20 protein-coding genes and 1 tRNA gene are annotated in these 19246 nt (G+C 43.4%); 2 read left to right on the forward strand and 19 right to left on the reverse strand.

All coding sequences use genetic code 11. The features are described from left to right. The first annotated feature begins 39 nt into the window (after nt 1–39). On the forward strand, nt 40–1026 hold the full coding sequence (locus tag VEHSUH05_RS08910) for a GMP reductase (RefSeq protein WP_054674588.1): 987 nt from the start codon (nt 40–42) through the stop codon (nt 1024–1026). A gap of 202 nt (nt 1027–1228) precedes the next feature. On the opposite strand, the gene VEHSUH05_RS08915 is transcribed toward VEHSUH05_RS08910, so the two are convergent. The 12 genes from VEHSUH05_RS08915 to ilvB all read right to left on the reverse strand — a co-directional run bounded on the left by VEHSUH05_RS08915 (nt 1229) and on the right by ilvB (nt 14427). After that, the gene (locus tag VEHSUH05_RS08915; protein ID WP_105091355.1) at nt 1229–2413 is read right to left on the reverse strand and encodes an MFS transporter; all 1185 of its coding nucleotides are present in this window, start codon (nt 2411–2413) and stop codon (nt 1229–1231) included. Between the two features lie 304 nt (nt 2414–2717). Next, on the reverse strand, nt 2718–3896 hold the full coding sequence (locus VEHSUH05_RS08920; protein ID WP_105091356.1) for a M20 metallopeptidase family protein: 1179 nt from the start codon (nt 3894–3896) through the stop codon (nt 2718–2720). A 106-nt stretch (nt 3897–4002) separates the two neighbouring features. Beyond that, nucleotides 4003–4185 carry a hypothetical protein gene (locus tag VEHSUH05_RS08925; RefSeq protein WP_038115843.1) on the reverse strand — a complete coding sequence of 61 codons (183 nt, stop codon included), beginning with the start codon at nt 4183–4185 and terminating at the stop codon, nt 4003–4005. Between the two features lie 82 nt (nt 4186–4267). Further along, a complete protein-coding gene (locus VEHSUH05_RS08930; protein ID WP_105091357.1) occupies nt 4268–5452 on the reverse strand; it encodes an aspartate aminotransferase family protein in 1185 nt (394 codons plus the stop codon). Nucleotides 5453–5555: 103 nt separating this feature from the next. Continuing rightward, a complete protein-coding gene (gene argB / locus VEHSUH05_RS08935; protein WP_105091358.1) occupies nt 5556–6416 on the reverse strand; it encodes an acetylglutamate kinase in 861 nt (286 codons plus the stop codon). Between the two features lie 10 nt (nt 6417–6426). Continuing rightward, nucleotides 6427–7377: an N-acetyl-gamma-glutamyl-phosphate reductase gene (argC, locus tag VEHSUH05_RS08940; protein WP_105091359.1), complete on the reverse strand. Its 951-nt coding sequence runs from the start codon at nt 7375–7377 to the stop codon at nt 6427–6429. Nucleotides 7378–7486: 109 nt separating this feature from the next. Beyond that, on the reverse strand, nt 7487–8497 hold the full coding sequence (gene argF / locus VEHSUH05_RS08945; RefSeq protein WP_105091360.1) for an ornithine carbamoyltransferase: 1011 nt from the start codon (nt 8495–8497) through the stop codon (nt 7487–7489). A gap of 9 nt (nt 8498–8506) precedes the next feature. Continuing rightward, nucleotides 8507–9691, reverse strand: coding sequence for a M20 metallopeptidase family protein (locus VEHSUH05_RS08950; RefSeq protein ID WP_105091361.1), 1185 nt, complete (start codon nt 9689–9691; stop codon nt 8507–8509). Between the two features lie 406 nt (nt 9692–10097). Further along, the gene (locus VEHSUH05_RS08955; RefSeq protein ID WP_105091362.1) at nt 10098–11432 is read right to left on the reverse strand and encodes a purple acid phosphatase family protein; all 1335 of its coding nucleotides are present in this window, start codon (nt 11430–11432) and stop codon (nt 10098–10100) included. 127 nt (nt 11433–11559) lie between these two features. Next, nucleotides 11560–12147 carry a beta-class carbonic anhydrase gene (locus VEHSUH05_RS08960; RefSeq protein ID WP_038115872.1) on the reverse strand — a complete coding sequence of 196 codons (588 nt, stop codon included), beginning with the start codon at nt 12145–12147 and terminating at the stop codon, nt 11560–11562. A gap of 31 nt (nt 12148–12178) precedes the next feature. Next, nucleotides 12179–12691: an acetolactate synthase small subunit gene (gene ilvN, locus VEHSUH05_RS08965; protein ID WP_105091363.1), complete on the reverse strand. Its 513-nt coding sequence runs from the start codon at nt 12689–12691 to the stop codon at nt 12179–12181. 8 nt (nt 12692–12699) lie between these two features. Further along, the gene (gene ilvB / locus VEHSUH05_RS08970) at nt 12700–14427 is read right to left on the reverse strand and encodes a biosynthetic-type acetolactate synthase large subunit (protein WP_105091364.1); all 1728 of its coding nucleotides are present in this window, start codon (nt 14425–14427) and stop codon (nt 12700–12702) included. Between the two features lie 188 nt (nt 14428–14615). On the opposite strand from ilvB, the gene VEHSUH05_RS08975 reads away from it, so the two are divergent. Next, nucleotides 14616–14894: a hypothetical protein gene (locus VEHSUH05_RS08975; protein WP_054674582.1), complete on the forward strand. Its 279-nt coding sequence runs from the start codon at nt 14616–14618 to the stop codon at nt 14892–14894. Nucleotides 14895–14924: 30 nt separating this feature from the next. Here the strand turns inward: VEHSUH05_RS08975 and VEHSUH05_RS08980 are convergent, their stop codons facing one another. The 7 genes from VEHSUH05_RS08980 to VEHSUH05_RS09010 all read right to left on the reverse strand — a co-directional run bounded on the left by VEHSUH05_RS08980 (nt 14925) and on the right by VEHSUH05_RS09010 (nt 19228). Further along, nucleotides 14925–15425, reverse strand: coding sequence for a folate family ECF transporter S component (locus tag VEHSUH05_RS08980; RefSeq protein WP_105091365.1), 501 nt, complete (start codon nt 15423–15425; stop codon nt 14925–14927). Next, nucleotides 15415–15762, reverse strand: a complete 348-nt coding sequence (locus VEHSUH05_RS08985; RefSeq protein ID WP_105091366.1) for a nitrous oxide-stimulated promoter family protein — start codon at nt 15760–15762, stop codon at nt 15415–15417. The genes VEHSUH05_RS08980 and VEHSUH05_RS08985 overlap by 11 nt, the downstream gene beginning before the upstream one ends. A gap of 8 nt (nt 15763–15770) precedes the next feature. After that, nucleotides 15771–16589 (reverse strand): class I SAM-dependent methyltransferase, encoded by an 819-nt coding sequence (locus tag VEHSUH05_RS08990; protein WP_105091367.1) that lies wholly within the window; start codon nt 16587–16589, stop codon nt 15771–15773. A 290-nt stretch (nt 16590–16879) separates the two neighbouring features. Then, a tRNA-Arg gene (locus VEHSUH05_RS08995) sits at nt 16880–16954 on the reverse strand. 129 nt (nt 16955–17083) lie between these two features. Next, nucleotides 17084–17542, reverse strand: coding sequence for a low molecular weight protein-tyrosine-phosphatase (locus VEHSUH05_RS09000; protein WP_105091368.1), 459 nt, complete (start codon nt 17540–17542; stop codon nt 17084–17086). Between the two features lie 36 nt (nt 17543–17578). Beyond that, on the reverse strand, nt 17579–18214 hold the full coding sequence (locus tag VEHSUH05_RS09005) for a flavodoxin family protein (RefSeq protein ID WP_105091369.1): 636 nt from the start codon (nt 18212–18214) through the stop codon (nt 17579–17581). A gap of 294 nt (nt 18215–18508) precedes the next feature. Next, nucleotides 18509–19228 carry a DUF4198 domain-containing protein gene (locus tag VEHSUH05_RS09010; protein ID WP_038115886.1) on the reverse strand — a complete coding sequence of 240 codons (720 nt, stop codon included), beginning with the start codon at nt 19226–19228 and terminating at the stop codon, nt 18509–18511. Between the last annotated feature and the right edge of the window lie 18 nt (nt 19229–19246).

Raw genomic sequence — 19246 nt, forward strand, 5'->3', positions numbered from 1 at the left:
AGGTTCATTATGTAGTAACTCGAAGGAGATATAGAAACTATGATCAATACAACGAACATCTTTGATTATGAAGACGTGCAACTGATTCCTAATAAATGTATCGTCAACAGTCGTAGCGAGTGTGACACACATGTTAAATTGGGTAACCGCACCTTCAAATTACCGGTAGTTCCTGCTAACATGCAGACCATCATCGACGAAGCGTTGGCTGAAAAATTAGCACGTGAAGGCTATTTCTATATCATGCATCGTTTCCAACCTGAACGTCGTATGGACTTTGTAAAACGCATGCACGACCTTAAACTATATTCTTCTATCTCTATCGGTGTAAAAAAAGAAGAGTTCGCCTTAGTTGACGAATTCAAACAAACAAATTTAACACCCGATTACATCACAATCGATATTGCACACGGTCATTCCAATGCAGTTATTGATATGATTCAATACATTAAAAAGAACTTACCGAATACATTTGTTATCGCCGGCAATGTGGGGACACCGGAGGCGGTACGCGAACTTGAAAACGCTGGTGCTGATGCGACAAAGGTAGGCATCGGTCCCGGTAAAGTCTGCATTACTAAACTAAAAACCGGCTTCGGTACCGGAGGCTGGCAGCTGGCAGCGGTGCGCTGGTGCGCAAAGGCGGCCACAAAACCTATAATCGCTGACGGCGGTATCCGCGACCATGGCGACATCGCAAAATCCATCCGCTTCGGAGCTACCATGGTCATGATCGGCTCTCTCTTTGCCGGTCACGAAGAATCCCCCGGAGAAGAAAAAATCGTTGACGGTCAAGCTGTAAAAGAATACTTCGGCTCCGCCTCCGAATTTCAAAAAGGAGAACGCAAAAACGTGGAAGGCAAAAAAATCTTCATCCCTTCTAAAGGATCCATCTTCGATACATTGATTGAAATGGAACAGGATTTACAATCCGCAATCTCCTATGCGGGCGGCACAACCTTACAGGCGATTCGAAAAGTAGATTATGTACTTGTTAAGAACTCCATCTTTAACGGCGATCGCTAATTAAACAGAAAAATACAAAAAGAAAACCATAAGCCTCGACACTAGCTTTATCAAAGCTCGTCCAGGACTTATGGTTTTTATTTTTGTATTACCTGATGTATGAATTTATAGTATCTAATACTTATTTGTTCTTAATAATATTAAATTAGTTGATGATATTCAGTTACGTATGTCTTAATTCTATTAAGTCTAAACCGATAAACTACATTTCGGTCTCTTCCACCTTATTCATCATAATATATGCATATTTTCCGATAGCCGCACTCACCACAAGCAAACAGGTAAGCACGATGAAAGCCACAGTAAGGCTCGTACCATGAGCGATAAACCCGATTAATGCAGGGCCCATCAATATCCCCATATAGCCGAGCATAGTCGATGTCGCCACCGCCTGCGTCATAGGAATAACATTCTGTTCCCCCATTGCGGAGAACAAATTCGGTACGATCATCGCTAAGGAGATACCTAAGAGTAAATAGGTATACATGGATGCGTGCCCCGGCAATGCGACGATGAGCCCCATTGCAACAGCACCTAGCAAGTACCCGCCTACCACAACCTGTTTAGAGGATAAATGCTTACCAAGAGTGTTGCCAAGCAACCGGCCGATACACATGGTGCCATTAAAAAGCATAACCCCCATTACGGCTTCTTGAATAAGAATTCCTTTATCTTCATGAAGATATAACGCACTCCAGTCCCCTACTGCGCCTTCCACCAAATACGACACGAAACATAAAAGGCCGAAAATAACCGCAATAGGATGAAACGATAAAGGACTTTTAGATTTCTTTACCGTTTTTGCATTTGGATCTGTCCCAAAGGGCAACATGAATCGACTGATGACAACAATAGCGATGAACAATATGATGAGTAGTCCCCAGATACTTTTATCAACAGGCAAGGATAACATTTTTAAAAGTACGAGCAGCACGCCGGCCCCGGCAAAGCCGCCCAGACTCCATCCGCCGTGATAAGCGCCCATCAAATGTTTTTTGCTCACCTTCTCAGTGAGAATCGCCTGCAAATTAGCGGACGAGCTGCTGAGCCCTACGCCGATACCAAAGAAAAATAACGCCACCGTCGTTTCAAAAATGGTGGAACACATAATCACGACGGCAAGGGACAACATACCGATAAAACTGCCGATAAGCACCGTCTTCTTGCACCCCAAAGTTTCTACCATTTTACCCGCTACGGCCATAGACACACAAGAACCTACACCGAGCAACAAAATCATAGAACCCAATACATCCTCACCGATGCCGAGCTTCACCTTTAAATAAGGAACAAAACCGGCCCATAAGGCCGTATACATACCGGGGATAAAAAACGCCCCGAAAGCACCGCGGATATTTGCTCTTGAAATAGAAACTTGATCGTTCATTGCATCCTTTCTGGCTTCTAGAATCGCCCGGCAAAGGAAGGTCCTTTTTATCCGCAGAGCACGAAAACATGCGCCATGCAGGAAACCATTTTAACTACAATATGATTAATATTGGAATATAATAAACCTCTTTACGGAAAATGTAAAGAGGTTTATTTCCAAAAAATATTAACGATAAACTCATCAAAACACTATCGTGAAGCAGCTTCGGTACAAACAGAAACACGTTCAATTGAGGGCTTAAACATAAGTAAATACAGGATGTAGACATTAATAATGGGGATGATACCCCCTAACAACCAAACTATTTATTCCGCTGTAACCATGCAATCGCATATTCCGCATACACCGCGGATGCCGCGGACAGTACGGAGTCATCCATATTAAATCGATTGTTATGATGATCATAGACGGCATCTACATCAGGGTTTTGAATGCCGATAAATGCAAAGCATCCCGGCTTTTTCTGTAAATACCACGCAAAGTCTTCTCCGGGCATCACTTTACGCATTTTCGACAGTTTATCCGCACCGAGCGTATCGATAACCACCTGTTCAGCAAGAGCGCTGCAACTTTCATCATTAATCGTCGGAGGAACCCGTTTTTCATAGGTTAATGTCGCCTCCGCGCCATAGGCAAGGGCCGTATGTTCCACGATTTGACGCATTCGATCGACGATATACTCCTCCTGATGAGGATCAAAGAAGCGAACGGTTCCGCCCATTGTCGCCTCTCCGGGAATCACATTCCATTCCGAGCCGGAATGAATATTTCCGATTGTGACCACTACGGAATCAAGGGCGCTTACATTACGGGATACAACCGTTTGCAGATTCAGAACGATGGCACTGGCCACAACCACCGCATCAACGGCCTGATGCGGCTGAGCTCCATGGCCTTGTTTTCCCTTTACATTAATAGAAAACAGGCTGCTCGCCGCCATGCGTTCCCCCGCTTCAACAGATACGAGACCGGCGGGCAAATCAATCCACACATGACCGCCGAAAATGGCGTCAATTTTTTCAAACCAGTCACCGAATTTAATAAATTCCGGTGCACCACCGCCGGTTTCTTCAGCCGGTTGGAATACGAGGTATACATCTCCCTCCAAACGATCCTTCATCTGCATCAGCATTTTAGCCGCCCCTAAGAGAATCGCCATATGCCCGTCATGACCGCACGCATGCATCTTGCCATCTACCTCGGATTTATATTCGCATGTATTATGCTCCTGCACAGGCAGCGCATCAATATCGGCACGCAAACCTATCGCCTTGCCCGGTTTAGCCCCCCGAATGATACCGATGAGCCCCGTCTTGCGCACGTCATCAACATGCACCTCAACGCCCATGGACTCCAATTCTTTAGCCAAGGTCTTCGTCGTTTCGAATTCTTCATTACTTAGTTCCGGATGTCTGTGAAAGTACCGTCTCCATTCCTGTACATAGGTTTTATATTGTTCAATCAAATCACGACTATGCATATTCTATCTCTTTCTCTATTAATCCCCTATTTTCCCCTTTTTATCAGGAATAAAAGGCCTAACGTAAAAGAAAACGGCAGGCAAAAACCTGTCGTTTTCTAATTTCTTATCGGTTGCGCAATACCGCCTGTACCGCAAAGGTTACAACAGCTGTGGCCGCTGCTACAGCAACTGTAATTTTTAATGTAGTACAAACTTCGTCTTTGGTCGGTTTTGCTTTGCTTGCAATATCCAATGTTTTAGCTACTGCAGGCACTAGTACGTCGTTGCGTAAGGATTCTGTATTCATGATAGTCCTCCATTCATTATATTTCTTTTAGAGTATCACGAATATTGTATAAAGTCTACAATGTTTATTATCTCTACACGGTTTATTTACTTAGACTTTCAATAACATCAGCCACAACTGCAACCGCCTTTTCCAGCTGCTCTTGAGGAATGTTAAGAGCCGGCAATAAACGGACCTTGTTTTTCGCTGAAAGTACGACAACCCCTCGTTCTAAACATTTCAAGATTACATCCTTCACATCGACGGTCGTTTCGATACCGAGCATCAAGCCCATACCGCTGACATCGACAATTCCCGGTTTTCCCGCCAATGCGGATTTTACATAATCCCCTTTAGCTTTAACGGTTTTGAGAAATTCCGGCGTCAATCGACTGATAATGGTATTTCCGGCCGCCGCACAGATAGGATTACCGCCGAACGTAGTGGCATGAGCGCCGGCAGTGAGTACATATTGCGTTTTTTCATTAAACAGTGTGGCCCCCATTGGCAAACCTCCGGCAAGTCCCTTAGCGGTAGACACGATATCCGGCTCAATACCGAACTGCTCATACGCATACAAGGTGCCTGTCCGGCCGTTCCCTGTTTGCACCTCGTCGATAAGAACCAGTTGATCGTGCTCATGAGCATATTTTGTAACGGCTTGCACAAATTCCGCATCAAGCGGCATAACTCCGCCCTCACCTTGAATCGGTTCCATCATGACGGCGCATACATTCGGATTTGATAACACCTGCAGTGCCGCCTCTATATCGTTGGCAGCTGTATGAACGAATCCCTCCGTAAAAGGAAAGAAATGCTGATGAAATACATCTTGTCCCGTAGCGGATAATGTCGTTACGGTACGCCCGTGAAAACTGTTGACGAGCGTGACGATTACATTACGACCGTCCCCATATGTATCATGACTGTACTTACGAGCCGCCTTAATGGCACATTCATTGGATTCCGCTCCGGAGTTAGAGAAAAACACCTTCTTCATGCCCGTTTTGGCACATAACTGTTTAGCCAATTCGATTTGCGGTAATGTGTGATATAAATTCGATACATGATTAAGAGCATGAGCCTGCTTCGTCACCGCATCGGACCACGCTTCGTCATCCACACCGAATGCGGTAACGCCGATACCGGACCCCAAGTCAATATACTCTTTACCGTTGACATCCCACAATAAAGAGCCTTTCCCCTTTTCAAAACATACATTGAAACGGCCATACGTATTGGCTATATATTCTTTATCCTGTTTTTCAAAATCTGTTGTACTATTCATCATATCCTCCAATCGTACGATCCTTATCGATACCTGTATCCTATAAACCACTTATCGGATATACACCTATATTACACAGAATAATGACCTTACCGAAAACATGTTAGCCGGCTACAAACATCGTGCCAAGGCCTTCATCTGTCAACAATTCAATCAAGATAGCATGCGGTATTTCTCCGTTGATAATAAATACCTTTTGAGCTCCCGCTTCAATGGCCTCTAAGCAGCAGTCCACCTTCGGAATCATACCGCCGGCGATAATGCCGTCCGCTTTGAGCTGAGCCGCTTCCGACACGGTAATCTTTGAAATCAGCGATAACGGGTCATTTACATCACGCAAAACACCGTCAATATTGGTCATGGCAACCATCGTCTCCGCTTTAAGAGCTCCAGCAACTTTTGCGGACACCGTATCTGCATTGATATTATAGGTCTTGCCGTCTTTCCCCATCCCGATAGAAGATATGACAGGAATATAACCCTTGCTGATAACATCATCGATAACTGTCGTGTCGATATAATCTATGGCCCCTACATAACCGAGTGTTTCATCCTGTCGGTGCACCTGAATCATATTGCCGTCCACACCGCAAAGACCGATAGCCTTGCCGCCGAGATCCACAAGATCCGCCACGAGGCTTTTATTCACCTTGCCGGCTAAAACCATTTGTACCACATCCATAGTCGGTTCATCGGTGACGCGTAAACCATTCGAAAAATGAGATTCTATGTTCATAGCATCTAATGTGCTGTTGATGGCGGGACCGCCGCCGTGGACGAGAACAACTTTCACCCCCACCAATTGGAGCAACAGTAAATCCTTCATAACGGACTTTTTCAACGCCTCATCGGTCATGGCATTCCCGCCGTACTTAACGACAACATATTGATCTGTATATTGTTTTATATATGGAACGGCCGCCGTCAAAATATGTGCCCGCATCGCATTTGTTACATTATTCATGATGTCCCCTCTAGCCTAATTCCAATCCGGTTTCCTCCGGTAAGCCTAACGCGATATTCATGCATTGGACGGCTGCGCCCGACGCACCTTTACCTAAATTATCGAAAATCGCATGAACCATGATGCGGTCGTCATTACCCGTCACATGGATTCTCATGCTGTCCGTATTACTCATCTGATTGGCGTTGAGCATACCGCTATTGCTATTTTCATCAAATGTCGCCACGTTTACGATGACGCTGTCCTTGTAAAAGTCAGTCAATGTATGTTGCACCGTAGCTATACTGATAGGTTTTTGACATAATCGGCTGTGAATACCGACGGTGACCTCCATGCCTGAATAATAATCGTCAACGATGGGCATAAAAATCGGAGCCTCGCTGAGGTCGCACACATGCTGCACCTCCGGTAAGTGCTTATGCTGTTGTCCAAGGCCATATTGACGTGGCGCATACAGGAAGTAATCCTTCGGTTCGCTCTCATATTGTCCGATCATTTTCTTACCGCCGCCGCTATATCCCGTTAGTGATGTGATGGTAAACGGATAATCAGCCGGTACAAGTCCTGCCTTTATAAGCGGTGCGATACAGGCGATCATGCCGCTCGCATGACATCCGGGATTTGCGATATGCTTTTCTGTAGCAATCGCTGTTTTGTAGCTTTCACCAAGTTCAGGAAAACCATAGGCCCAGTCCGCATTCGTTCTGAAAGCCGTCGATGTATCGATAACCTTACACGGCAAATCACCGATGGCCGCCATAATGTCCTTGGATGCCGCATCCGGCAAACAAAGAAATACGATATCTGCATTCTTAGCTACCGCTTTGATAGCTTCAATATTTTTACGATCCTCATCGGCGGTAGCCAATAATTCAATATCTTTTCTGTCGGACAACCGTTCATGAATCCGGAGCCCCGTGGTCCCTTCATGACCGACGATAAACACCTTATACGATGCCATACTACACCTCAATTCTCACCTCTATATCGGTGATCAAACCTGCTCTTTGTTCACGGCACTCTCTGCCATGCTGAATAAACTATACTCATAATCGCTTAAAGCAAAGAATTTATTTCATTGGATAGTCGCCGAATGTGGCAACCATAACAGCCTTAATCGTGTGAAGGCGATTTTCCGCCTCTTGGAACACAAGAGAATTAGGACCTTCAAAGACTTCTTCCGTCACCTCTATACCGTTCATGCCGAATCGTTCAAAGATATCGTGACCGACCTGTGTTTCCGTATTGTGGAACGCCGGTAAGCAATGACAGAATTTAACATTTGGATTTTCCGTCAGTTCCAGCATCTTTGCATTTACCTGATACGGTTTGAATGTATTGATACGTTCCTCCCACATATCGTAAGTGTCGCCCATCGTCACCCATACACCCGTATAGATAACATCTAAGCCTTTAACGCCGCTCGCCACATCATCCGTAACGGTAATGGTCGCACCGGTCTCCTTCGCCACCTTGAGGCATTCTTCATAGAACAGTCCGGCCGGCCAGAATTTTTTAGGTCCGATCAATCTGAAATCCATCCCCATTTTGACGGCGCCGCTCATCAGAGCGTTGCACATATTCGATTGCCCATGTCCTACATAGGCAAAAGAAATTTCATGCAACGGTTTATCCATATTCTCCTGTAAAGTCAAGAAATTGGCCAAGGTCTGTGTGGGATGATCCATATCTGTAAGGCCGTTCCACACAGGCACACCGGAATAATCCGCCAATGTATCTACATCTTCTTGCGCAAAACCTCTGAATTCGATGGCATCATACATGGAACCCAATACACGAGCCGTATCCTTTAAAGACTCCTTTTTATTCATCTGAGATCCGCTTGGTCCGAGGTACGTCGTATGCGCCCCCTGATCTGCAGCCCCGACTTCAAAGGCACAACGAGTCCGTGTGGAATCCTTTTCAAAGATAAGAACAAAATTTTTCCCGGTTAATGTCTTTACCTCCGTACCCGCTTTTTTATCCGCCTTAAGTTGAGCCGCAAGTTTTAGAAAATACTTGATTTCATCCGGTGTATATTGAAGCATTGTTTTAAATGATTGATTCTGTAAACTTTTCATAATAACCTCTTATTTCTCCTGTAATAACTCCGCTGCTATGCCGGCCATCATGGTAATTCCCGGTTCCAGTATGCTTTCATCAATGGTGAAAGCTGCATTATGTAAGGCCGGATTACCTTCAAATCCCGTTCCCAACCAGAGGAATGCCCCTTTGATTTTATTTAGATATGCGGAAAAATCTTCCGCCGCCATCGACGGAAATTCCGGGTGTACCACCGCATCATTGCCAAGATAGGTTTCAACAATATGTGTGACATAGTCAATAGCATCCGCATCGTTAATTGTGGCCCCATGTCCACGACGATATTCCAATGTACTGGTTGTACCGAACATCATGTCGAGGGCCTTGAGACTTTCACCGAGGCGACGTTCAATGTAATCCCGTTTCGCCGGGTCATAGGTTCTGCAGGTTCCCTCCAGATATGCATCTCCGGAGCCCACATTATATCGATCACCGGAGTTAAAGACACCGATTGTACATACGAGATTGTCCATAGGATTGGTTTCACGAGCCACCATGGACTCTACATTGACAATCCAGTTCGCCGCGGCCACAATGGCATCAATACCGTTGTGAGGCTCGGCGCCATGGGTAGCCTTCCCCTTGATATGTACAAGGAATCGATCCGATGCGGCCATGAGGTTTCCTTTCTTGAGTCCCACCGTCCCCACCGGCAGCTGAGGCCATACATGAAGCCCGTAAATCTCGTCCACATCATCCAAAACACCGGAGTCCACGATACCTTGTGCCCCTTTAATAAGTGCTTCCTCCTCCGCAGGCTGGAATACGAGTTTCACAGTTCCGTGTAATTGGTCCTTGACGGATTGCAGAATGGCTGCCGCTCCTAATAGAATAGCCATATGGCTGTCATGGCCGCATGCATGCATAACACCGGGATTCTCAGATGTAAAAGGCAGACCCGTTACCTCCATGATAGGCAATGCATCCATATCTGCCCGAAGTCCCACTACAGGGCCATCAAAGGCACCTTTAATCTCTCCGATAACTGCATATTTATATACATCCGCTTTAAAAGGAATACCTAAATCCGTCAGCACGCTCTGAATAAACGCGGATGTTTCCTTTTCTTCACCGGATAGTTCAGGATGGCTATGAATATGACGGCGCCATGCCACAACTTGTTCTTTATATTGAGAGGCATATTGTTTAATTAAATCTTGTAGTGTATGCATGACGATTTCTCCTTTTCCGCAAAATATACAGAACCCATTTATTTATACACAAACTTTGTATTTTTATAATCCATGTACGTATTATAATCCCATAATTTTCATTTCGCAAGTATTTATACGTTAATGGCGTATTTTTATTTGTAATTATACATATCGCATTTTGTAATACCCATACAATCGACTCGAAACGAATATATCAAAATACAGGAAATAATAATATTACAATGAAGCGTCTTTGATGTACTTTCAACATAATAGAGTCATAATATAAACAGCACACAAAAAAGGCACCTTCCACGGAAAATGCCTTAGTATTGTAAAATCTAACATATTAAATTATATTTCACCGTATATATCATGTATCACCATAAAATACGATAATATATTAAGTATACTTATACATAATTTATTTTTCTAAAGTCGTTTCGTCCAACAATGTTCCGTCAGGCAAGAAAGACTTAATCGTTAACGAATGTTTTGTCACCGTCATAGACATATAGTTATCCGTTTCCGGTTGCGGCGCCACATATACATCCAGCGGATGTCTTACCCATAACCCCGGGTACCTCACATCACCGGCAACGCCCGTAATGATATAAAGAGGTCCCGATGCATCTCGGTCAAAATTACGCACATGACCGCGATTGCGATAGGTATGTAAATGCGCCGACAACACAAGATCCACATTAAATTCATCGAAGATAGGCATAAACAATACACCTTCCTCGCTAAATCCGGAAGCACGACTGGCCCCTTCGCGATTAACCGCATATTGGAACGGATCACGATGCATGAGCACTACTGTCCATTTCCTGGTATTAGACGCTAAGTCCTGCCGCAGCCATTCGACCTGCACATCATATAAATCAGGATGATGTACATCGTGATTGTCCTCATGGTTACTTTCATACAATTGCGTATCCAGTACGACATAGTGAACATCGCCATAATCATAAGAATAATAACAACGATTAAACGTATCATTCCCGTTACCGGGCACATCAAAATAATTCAGATACGCCCGGGGTTCACGCATTTTCCAATCTACGGTATACATTTCATGATTCCCCAATAACGGCGACAACGGAATTCGTGTACTGAGAGGTGCAATAGAATTTAGCCATGCGCGCCATTGTGACGCCGCTTCACCGTTATCCACAAGATCGCCCATGCTGATATACATAGCCGCCTCAGGGTTACGTTGAGCCGAAGCTTTTACGATTTGATTCCATCCGGAATAATCAGCGGACTGCGAATCCGGATAGATGAGCACCTCATATTCATCGGCGCCGGCCGTTTTCAAGGGGTACCATTCACTGCGTCGATCTGTTCCATATCCGACACGATATTCATACTCGGTATCCGGTGCGAGTCCGGTCAATGTCGCCTCATAAATATATGTGCTTGTACCGTCGTCCGTGAAAGCCTTACTTGATGCATTCTGACTCATAAGACTTGTTGCGGATGTATCACCGCGCTTACGATATTCAACCAGCCCATCAGACTCATCACTATCCGATTGCCACATGATGGTTCTGGCAACACTGTTGTCTTTGGCAACAATCTGACGAATATAACGCCCCTCTGACGCCAATAGCGGTTTAATCTCCTGCCCCGTAGCAACCGCCATGCCACGCTCGAGAAAGGAGACGAAAACATCACGATATTCATAAGCACCAAAGAATAAAGCCGCAACAATACCTCCGATGCCTATTATTTTTAATAAATACTTTTTATTCATATATCCTCATTTTTATATATTGTAAATACATGACCTTATTGTACAAATTAAAGTTCACTTTAAGTCAATATATAATTTTATCATCTTATATAACGCCATATAAAACAAAGGGAGGCTGGGCCTCCCTTTATTTTTCATAATACTGTTTCATCTGTGTATAGCCGTTTACAATGACTTCAATTTCGCCTGTGCGGGGATGGAAAATTAATCCGTGAATAGGCACATCTTTAGGGATAAGAGGATTAACTCGCAGTTCATCTACCGTGTCCTCCACATTTTCCGCAGGATGTGTGAATCCGTCCGCCCATCGCTCCATTTCCCGCTTTACCATATGAATCGCTTCCGGTGCGATACCGCGAGCCAGCATCTTTTCCGTCAAGTCCTTCGCCGTCGTCTTGGACATACCGCATTCATGATGTCCGATAATAAAAATTTCATTAACACCGAGTTCATAGATACATACCAGTAAGCTGCGAACAACGCCATCAAAAGGACCGGTAATACAGTTTCCGGCGGTCTTTACAATCTTAGCTTCCCCACGGCCGATGTCCATGGAATCCTCCAGAAAGTTTACAAGGCGTGTATCCATACATGTGACAATGGCCATCTGACGACTCGGCATCTTACTGCACTTTGTATCAGTTTCCACATAACCCGTATTTTGATCTTCCACGTATTCTCTATTATGGGCTAAAATATCATCCAGTAAACTCATGGTACCTCCTATATTAAAAGATTATAATCAATTAACGGTCCGGCGTAGACAATGCCTCAATAGCGACGCTGCCGCCGCGAACGACTTCAATACGATTGACAAACATATCCTTGAACAGTGCAATCATATCATTATTCTTTGAGACTGTCTTTACACACTGTACGAGAACGGATTTACGATTATAATCCACAACGAGCAGATCAAAGGTTTGGGCGATGCGGAAAATCTCCTGCTTATCCGCCTCCTTACAGCTGTTTACCTTGATAAACAACAATTCCTTCTTCGTAATCGCCATATCCGTAAAGTCGATGACCTTGATAACCTCTACGCTACGATTTAACTGCTTAATGATCTGTTCGTATGTTAAATCATCACAGGTCAGATCAATAGTCATCCGCGACATCGTCGGATCTTCGGTTTCCCCTACGGTCAATGTATCAAGATTATAATTCTTACCCGCGAAGAGGCCCGAGATTTTAGCTAACACGCCGATCTGGTTTTCCACATACGCCGAAATACAGCGCTTTTTCATATGTAATTCCATAGCCCCTCCTATTTCTTGTCCTTCAATAACATATCGCTCAGGGATTTTCCCGCCGGCACCATAGGTAGCACATTGAGTTCCGTAGGAATGATAAATTCCAATAAGGTCGGACCTTCTTTGAAAGTATCCGCCAAATGGAACCCTTTTTCTATATCCTTCACCTTTGTAATGCGCATGGCCTTAGCGCCATAAGCCTCAGCCAGTCTCACGAAATCCGGTACGTATTCAAACTCGTCATTATCAATCATACTACGTGTAACAATAGCGCTTTCATCCATCAACAAATTCGTACAGGCATACCGTTTATCATAGAATAGCTGCTGCCATTGACGTACATTGCCGAGATAGCCGTTATTAAGCACGATGAGTGTCATCGGCAATCGATAATGCATAGCCGTAGCAAACTCTTGAATATTCATCTGTACACCGCCATCTCCGCATATGGCGAAAACACGACGATCCGGATTTCCCAGCTGAGCCCCTAAAGCGGCAGGAAAGCCATACCCCATCGTACCGAGACCGCCGGATGTCAATAATTGACGACCGCCTTTCAACTCTAAAAATTGAGTTGTCCATAATTGGTTCTGACCCACATCGGTCGCTACAATAGGGCGATCATAGTGATTATTGATATAATCTATGACGATTTGAGGTGTTAAGCCCTCTTCATCGGCTTGCGTAACAGGTCGCTCCTCTTTCAGTTTCTGCAATTGTTTAGGCCATTCGCCGAGGTCATGAGGCTCGATATATTCCAATAATTTCTCAATCGCCAGTTTCGCATCGGCTACAACGGGAATATCCACCTTAATATTTTTAGAAATCGATGCCGCATCAACATCAATATGAATAATCTTACAGTTTTGAGCAAATGTGCTCAATTTACCCGTAATGCGATCGTTAAAACGGGTGCCGATTGAAATCATCACGTCACAATCCGTAAGGGCTACATTAGGTGCATATCCGCCGTGAATCCCCACATTCCCTAGGTATAAAGGATGACGCGAATCTATAGCCCCTTTTCCCATTAATGTAGTGACCACGGGAATACCCGTTTTTTCAACAAGCGCCGTCATAAGTTCATTGGCGCCGCTGATGCTGACACCGCCGCCTAACAGAAATAAAGGACGCTTCGCCTTTGCGATAACGGAGCAGGCCTTCTTGATTTGTCCGACATGGACCGTCGTATTCGGTTTATAGCCTCGGATATTCACCTCTGTCGGGTATTCATCGGATCCCATTGCCTTCTGAATATTTTTAGATATATCCACCACAACCGGTCCAGGTCGACCCGTACGGGCTATATAAAAGGCTTCTTTCAAAATGCGACCCAAATCCTTGCGATCACGAACAGTAACCGCATATTTACACACATTGCGCACGATACCGACCGTATCGACCTCTTGAAAGGCATCATTCCCCATGAGACTCAAGTCTACCTGTCCCGTAATACAGACGAGAGGCACGCTGTCCGCATACGCCGTTGCAATCCCCGTTACAAGATTGGTCGCGCCCGGTCCGGATGTCACCATACAGACACCTACCTTACCGGTGCTGCGCGCATAACCATCCGCCGCATGAGCCAAGGCCTGTTCATGACGCGGTAATACGACTTTCACCGTATCCTGTTTATATAACTCATCCATTATGTCGATAGTCGCCGCCCCGGGATAGTTGAATAAAATCTCCACCTGCTCCTCTTGAAGCGCTTTCACCAAGTATGCCGCACCGGAAATCATAAGGGCCTCCTCATCTGCTTATAATATATGTACTCAATTACTATGCACATTCAATATATTTAAAAAATTGAATATCGTATGTAGATATGATATACTCAATAATATACCATATCTTGTGGTGTGTGAGTATGTAATTAATCTCAATTTATATAAGTATATTAATGCTATTTTTGAAAGGACGGTATACTATGAAAGAAATTCTAGGCTTCCACTTGAACGGTTGCCCTTATTGCAAAAATGCATTCCGCGCTATCGATGAACTCGTTGCGGAAAATCCTAAATACGCGGATATCCACATCAACTGGGTTGAAGATCAGGATGCTCATGAATTATTCAAAACACATCCTTATGAATACTATCCGAACTTGTGGTTCGATCTCGACAAACAATATGAGGCTCAACCGGGTGAAAGCTACGAACAGACAAAAGCATTGATTAAAGCGGTGCTTGATAAAGCATTGGCATAAAGAAAAGCTGTAACTTCAGATTAGTTGAAGTTACAGCTTTTTTTGTACAATAAATCTGCTTATCGCCTTATATACAATTAAAATTAATGCAATCTCTAGAGGGAAGCATAGAATATTTTTTATGAGTCGACTCAAAAAGATGGCGGATACCGCTTTGTTATAAAATATCGTGAGCCACAATGTGTTCAGCATCAGATGTATACATACCGTAACAATCAGTTCCGGCAACAAAAGCCGTTTAAGCGTAACATCACGACCGTGCAGAAAATAACCATACACATATCCCACCAGGAACTCGGATACAATAAAACCCGGAAAAAATACGCCGTGTCCGAATAAGGACATTCCGATAAAACAGGCAATCGCCGCCATAATGCCGGCGGCCATAGGCCCGTATAGAATACCGAATATGGCGGTCGATAAAAAACCGAATGTAATATGTATAAATGTGGTATGAATGGCGAAAATATAAGATAGTAAGACCGTCAAAGCTATAAATATACCGGTCTTTACAATCATATCAGTCTTCATGAGATGTGATACTCCTTTTTCTGTCCTTCCACTCCAAATACATATGGCGAATCACCATAATCGGTGAGACGAATAACATACGCGGTCCGCCATATCGCATGATTTCACGGATTTTTTCGCGATACGTCGGTTCATAACAATGTGTTTTGCAAACACTACAAAAGGTTTTACTGTTCATATGAGGGCATACGTCTATTCGATGCTCCGCGTACTGCCATACCTTTTGGCATTCTTCACACAAATCACCCTTCTGTGTATGATGTTTATTATGACAATAGATGGCGATGATTTGATGCATCGTCCTCAGCTCTAACCGACGCTTTTCATCAACAGTCATACGACCTCCTACTTAACAGACCAGGAAACCCACGCCACCTTATCTACCGTTTTATTCTGAATCTTGTTATCCATAGCCAGCGGTTCTATGAGATTTCGTATTTCTGCCTTCATATCATCTATACTGCCCCAACCATTATTATGTAACCTCATCGTAAAATATTCAACCGCTTTATCGAGATCCATAACCTCAGTTTCAGGCACGGTTTTATAGGTTACTTTCACATTATGTCCCATGTTATGAATCGCATCAAGACATTCCTTCATCTTTCCATCCCATGGAAATGCATCGCTGCCGAAAAAATGTTCCCATAACATATCCACCATTTCATCACTGCGTTCGCTGAAAGCAACCCACAAGCATTTATCCCTGCTCGCATCATGCATGGCGCGGATATTTTCAACATCAAACATAATGGGGCAGAAAATGCTGTACACTAAGGCAAAGGCCTTATCCCATTCTAATTTACGTCTCGTTTCATCGGACCACGGAGCGATATATAGGCTCAAGTCCAGCCCTTCTTCATCAGCTAGCTGCTTTGCACCGTTAATCATACCGTCCGATAAATCAATCCCCGTCGCTCTATATCCTTCACGCGCCAGTCCTAATGCATAATCACAGACGCCACAGCCTATATCAAGTGTTCGTCCGCCTGGCGCCGGCAATAGCCGCTCCGCCTTCAAAAAATCAAGAAATGCCTTTACCTGCGCCCTGCGGTCCTCACGATTATGCATCTCCACAAAATAGTTGGACCGATTATTCCATGCATCCTGCTCGTCTTTCCACGCTTCGAATGGTACAGACACAGCCTGTATTTCATTTGCCATAATGACTCCTTTATATCCGTATGGGATACTGACGATACGAATCGTCATCCCCCTTTACTACAACACAAAATAATTCTATATACCTCGGTGTTCCGTCCGAATGTGTTCAGAATTTCATATAAATTATCCATTCTAATTGTACATCATTCTCAATAGTTTTTGTGTTACTATAGTCACATCGGCTATGCAAATTTGATACAAATAAAAAAGCCCTCAGTCTGAACTGCATCTCTCAAAATTATATCTAAATTTTAAGATGCAGTTCGATCTGAAAGCCCTTTGTTTCATCATGGTGCGCCTAGCAGGATTCGAACCTGCGCACCCGGTTCCGGAGACCGGTGCTCTATCCCCTGAGCTATAGGCGCATGAGTACCTAAAAATTATACCATATTACGCTATGGTTCGATAGTACAAAGTATATACGGACACTAGAGTTATACAGAAAGGCCCCTATAGTTAAGCATCTTGTTAGTTAACTGTAGGGGCTATCGCCATTATATATTTGCTTTAATCACTTCTAGTAATGCATCACAGCTGCGACTTACATCGTCATAGGTTTCGTCAAAGTTCCCCGTATACCAAGGATCCTTTACATCACGGCTTTCACCAACAAAAGACATTGCCTTATACACCTTATGATCAACATCATCACCAATGATACGGCGTAAGTTCCGCGCATTGTTTTCATCCATAATGACGAGATAATCAAAATTATGATAATCATCCATTGTTACTTGGCGAGCCTTGCGACGAGTATAAGGAATCCCCATTTCATCTAGTTTTTGCTTAGTCCCATAATGGGTATCATTCCCTATCTCTTCACGAGATGTACCGGCTGACTCAATGTAAATAGAATCATCCAAACCGACCTGATTAACAATATATTTCATATAAAACTCAGCCATCGTTGAGCGGCAGATATTGCCGTGGCAGATAAATAAAGCCTTGACCATTATAGCTCCTTCAACACCTAATCTAACAAGGGATTATTAGCGTACGAAGTTTGTAGATACATTTTTCTCTGTATTGGGATATGGAATACCTTGTTCTTTAGCTACAGCAAAGCTACGCATCATCCAAATCATATTTCTTGCTAAGTTACGCATGGTTTGCATACCTTCTTCATCTTGCTTAGCATCTTTTGCTACTAAACCATGGCTAATATTCCAATAGGTAGACCCTGCAATCGGCATTTGAGAAATACCAAAGTATTTATTGAGTACATCAAAAGAAGCCGTTGTACCACCACGACGAGCTATGGCTATCGATGCACCGGGTTTAAAGGCGAACGGATTTTGTTTTGCGCCTTCCACACTGAAGAACACGCGATCTAAGAAGGATAAAATACGTCCACTAGGATGAGCATAGTATACAGGGGTTGCAAAAATAAAGCCATCAGCCTCCTTTGCTTTTTCTACAAAACCATTTATATCATCATCCTTGAATACACATTCACCATGTTCAAAACAATACCCACATTGAATACAATCTCTAATTGGCTTGTTACCCAGTTGGATTACCTCTGTTTCTACATTGGCTTCATCGAAAACCTTTTGTACCTCTTGTATAGCTTGCATTGTTGTACCGTTTACATGGCTACTACCATTTACGATTAGAACTTTCATATTATATCCTCCTACTTCTTACTTAAGAAGTTATATAATTTGAGCTTTTATATATTATCATAAAAATAAAGATTGTCAAATATAATGCATAATATAGGAATTGAAAAAATATTATATAATCCATAAAAATATCTTTCTAAAGATTAGTCCATATAAATGCTCTCTTTCTTACCTCGCTAATACGAAGCTCTCACAGAACGCATTCATATATACTCTAAAAATATAACAAGACCCCCTAAGTCCAACTTAGGAGGTCTTGTTTATTTCACACATTAGTAAATAGTATACACTATATTATTCAGGATCAATTATGAAAGATAATGCACTGAAGTATTTATTTTGTTCGCCCTTAGTTTGAGTCGGGAAGCCTACTTCCACGCCTACCACATTGAGGCCGTTAGCGCTTACAGTAACGGTAGCCTTACCATTTGCATCGGTTTTGCTTTCATTTGTAAGATCATTAATTACATCTTTAATGAGCGGTGCATCAGCATATGGTTTGCCCTCTTTAAGCACTTGAATTTCGTAGGTATCACCTTTTCTTAGCGTCAATGGATTCACGGATGGCACGATTTGAATGAAAGCATCTTTATTATTCAAAGGTTTAGCGCTTGCATTCCAGTAGTGCACATCATATTTGATAGCGTGTGTACTCTTAGTTGCACCAGGCACCTGTGTAATAGGTTTATGTACAGTCTTTCCGTCTTTATCCTTTGTCCAATAACCGTAATCAAAGTTCGTTACAGTTACACCAAGGTTGGACGGTTGTTCAATGGCTACATTTTTCTCATGTTTAATCACTTTCACAGGCATAACATTACCGTTTACATCATAACCGGTAATTCCTTTTACCATATCTGAAGTGTATGCATTATCTACAGGTCCTTCACCGAGGACAAGTACTTTTTCATCAGTTCGATTAGCAAAGAAAACGCCATGTGCATCGACAGTGGTTAATACGGAGCTCGCTGCAAGACCAACAGCAAACAGGGATGCAAGAATTTTTTTGTTCATTGGTGAACCCTCCTACAA

Origin of the sequence: Veillonella denticariosi JCM 15641 (genome assembly GCF_002959855.1) — a bacterium.
GTDB lineage: Bacteria > Bacillota > Negativicutes > Veillonellales > Veillonellaceae > Veillonella > Veillonella denticariosi.

What these genes read in the sequence shown, in the direction of transcription:
- argC (WP_105091359.1), bottom strand. Translation starts at nt 7,377, where the DNA reads ATGGCATCGTATAAGGTGTTTATCGTCGGTCATGAAGGGACCACGGGG.
- VEHSUH05_RS09005 (WP_105091369.1), bottom strand. Translation starts at nt 18,214, where the DNA reads ATGAAAGTTCTAATCGTAAATGGTAGTAGCCATGTAAACGGTACAACA.
- VEHSUH05_RS09000 (WP_105091368.1), bottom strand. Translation starts at nt 17,542, where the DNA reads ATGGTCAAGGCTTTATTTATCTGCCACGGCAATATCTGCCGCTCAACG.
- VEHSUH05_RS08975 (WP_054674582.1), top strand. Translation starts at nt 14,616, where the DNA reads ATGAAAGAAATTCTAGGCTTCCACTTGAACGGTTGCCCTTATTGCAAA.
- argB (WP_105091358.1), bottom strand. Translation starts at nt 6,416, where the DNA reads ATGAATAATGTAACAAATGCGATGCGGGCACATATTTTGACGGCGGCC.
- ilvB (WP_105091364.1), bottom strand. Translation starts at nt 14,427, where the DNA reads ATGATTTCCGGTGCGGCATACTTGGTGAAAGCGCTTCAAGAGGAGCAG.
- VEHSUH05_RS08950 (WP_105091361.1), bottom strand. Translation starts at nt 9,691, where the DNA reads ATGCATACACTACAAGATTTAATTAAACAATATGCCTCTCAATATAAA.
- VEHSUH05_RS08985 (WP_105091366.1), bottom strand. Translation starts at nt 15,762, where the DNA reads ATGACTGTTGATGAAAAGCGTCGGTTAGAGCTGAGGACGATGCATCAA.
- VEHSUH05_RS08910 (WP_054674588.1), top strand. Translation starts at nt 40, where the DNA reads ATGATCAATACAACGAACATCTTTGATTATGAAGACGTGCAACTGATT.
- VEHSUH05_RS08990 (WP_105091367.1), bottom strand. Translation starts at nt 16,589, where the DNA reads ATGGCAAATGAAATACAGGCTGTGTCTGTACCATTCGAAGCGTGGAAA.
- VEHSUH05_RS08960 (WP_038115872.1), bottom strand. Translation starts at nt 12,147, where the DNA reads ATGAGTTTACTGGATGATATTTTAGCCCATAATAGAGAATACGTGGAA.
- argF (WP_105091360.1), bottom strand. Translation starts at nt 8,497, where the DNA reads ATGAAAAGTTTACAGAATCAATCATTTAAAACAATGCTTCAATATACA.
- VEHSUH05_RS08920 (WP_105091356.1), bottom strand. Translation starts at nt 3,896, where the DNA reads ATGCATAGTCGTGATTTGATTGAACAATATAAAACCTATGTACAGGAA.
- ilvN (WP_105091363.1), bottom strand. Translation starts at nt 12,691, where the DNA reads ATGGAATTACATATGAAAAAGCGCTGTATTTCGGCGTATGTGGAAAAC.
- VEHSUH05_RS08930 (WP_105091357.1), bottom strand. Translation starts at nt 5,452, where the DNA reads ATGAATAGTACAACAGATTTTGAAAAACAGGATAAAGAATATATAGCC.
- VEHSUH05_RS08915 (WP_105091355.1), bottom strand. Translation starts at nt 2,413, where the DNA reads ATGAACGATCAAGTTTCTATTTCAAGAGCAAATATCCGCGGTGCTTTC.
- VEHSUH05_RS08925 (WP_038115843.1), bottom strand. Translation starts at nt 4,185, where the DNA reads ATGAATACAGAATCCTTACGCAACGACGTACTAGTGCCTGCAGTAGCT.
- VEHSUH05_RS09010 (WP_038115886.1), bottom strand. Translation starts at nt 19,228, where the DNA reads ATGAACAAAAAAATTCTTGCATCCCTGTTTGCTGTTGGTCTTGCAGCG.
- VEHSUH05_RS08955 (WP_105091362.1), bottom strand. Translation starts at nt 11,432, where the DNA reads ATGAATAAAAAGTATTTATTAAAAATAATAGGCATCGGAGGTATTGTT.
- VEHSUH05_RS08980 (WP_105091365.1), bottom strand. Translation starts at nt 15,425, where the DNA reads ATGAAGACTGATATGATTGTAAAGACCGGTATATTTATAGCTTTGACG.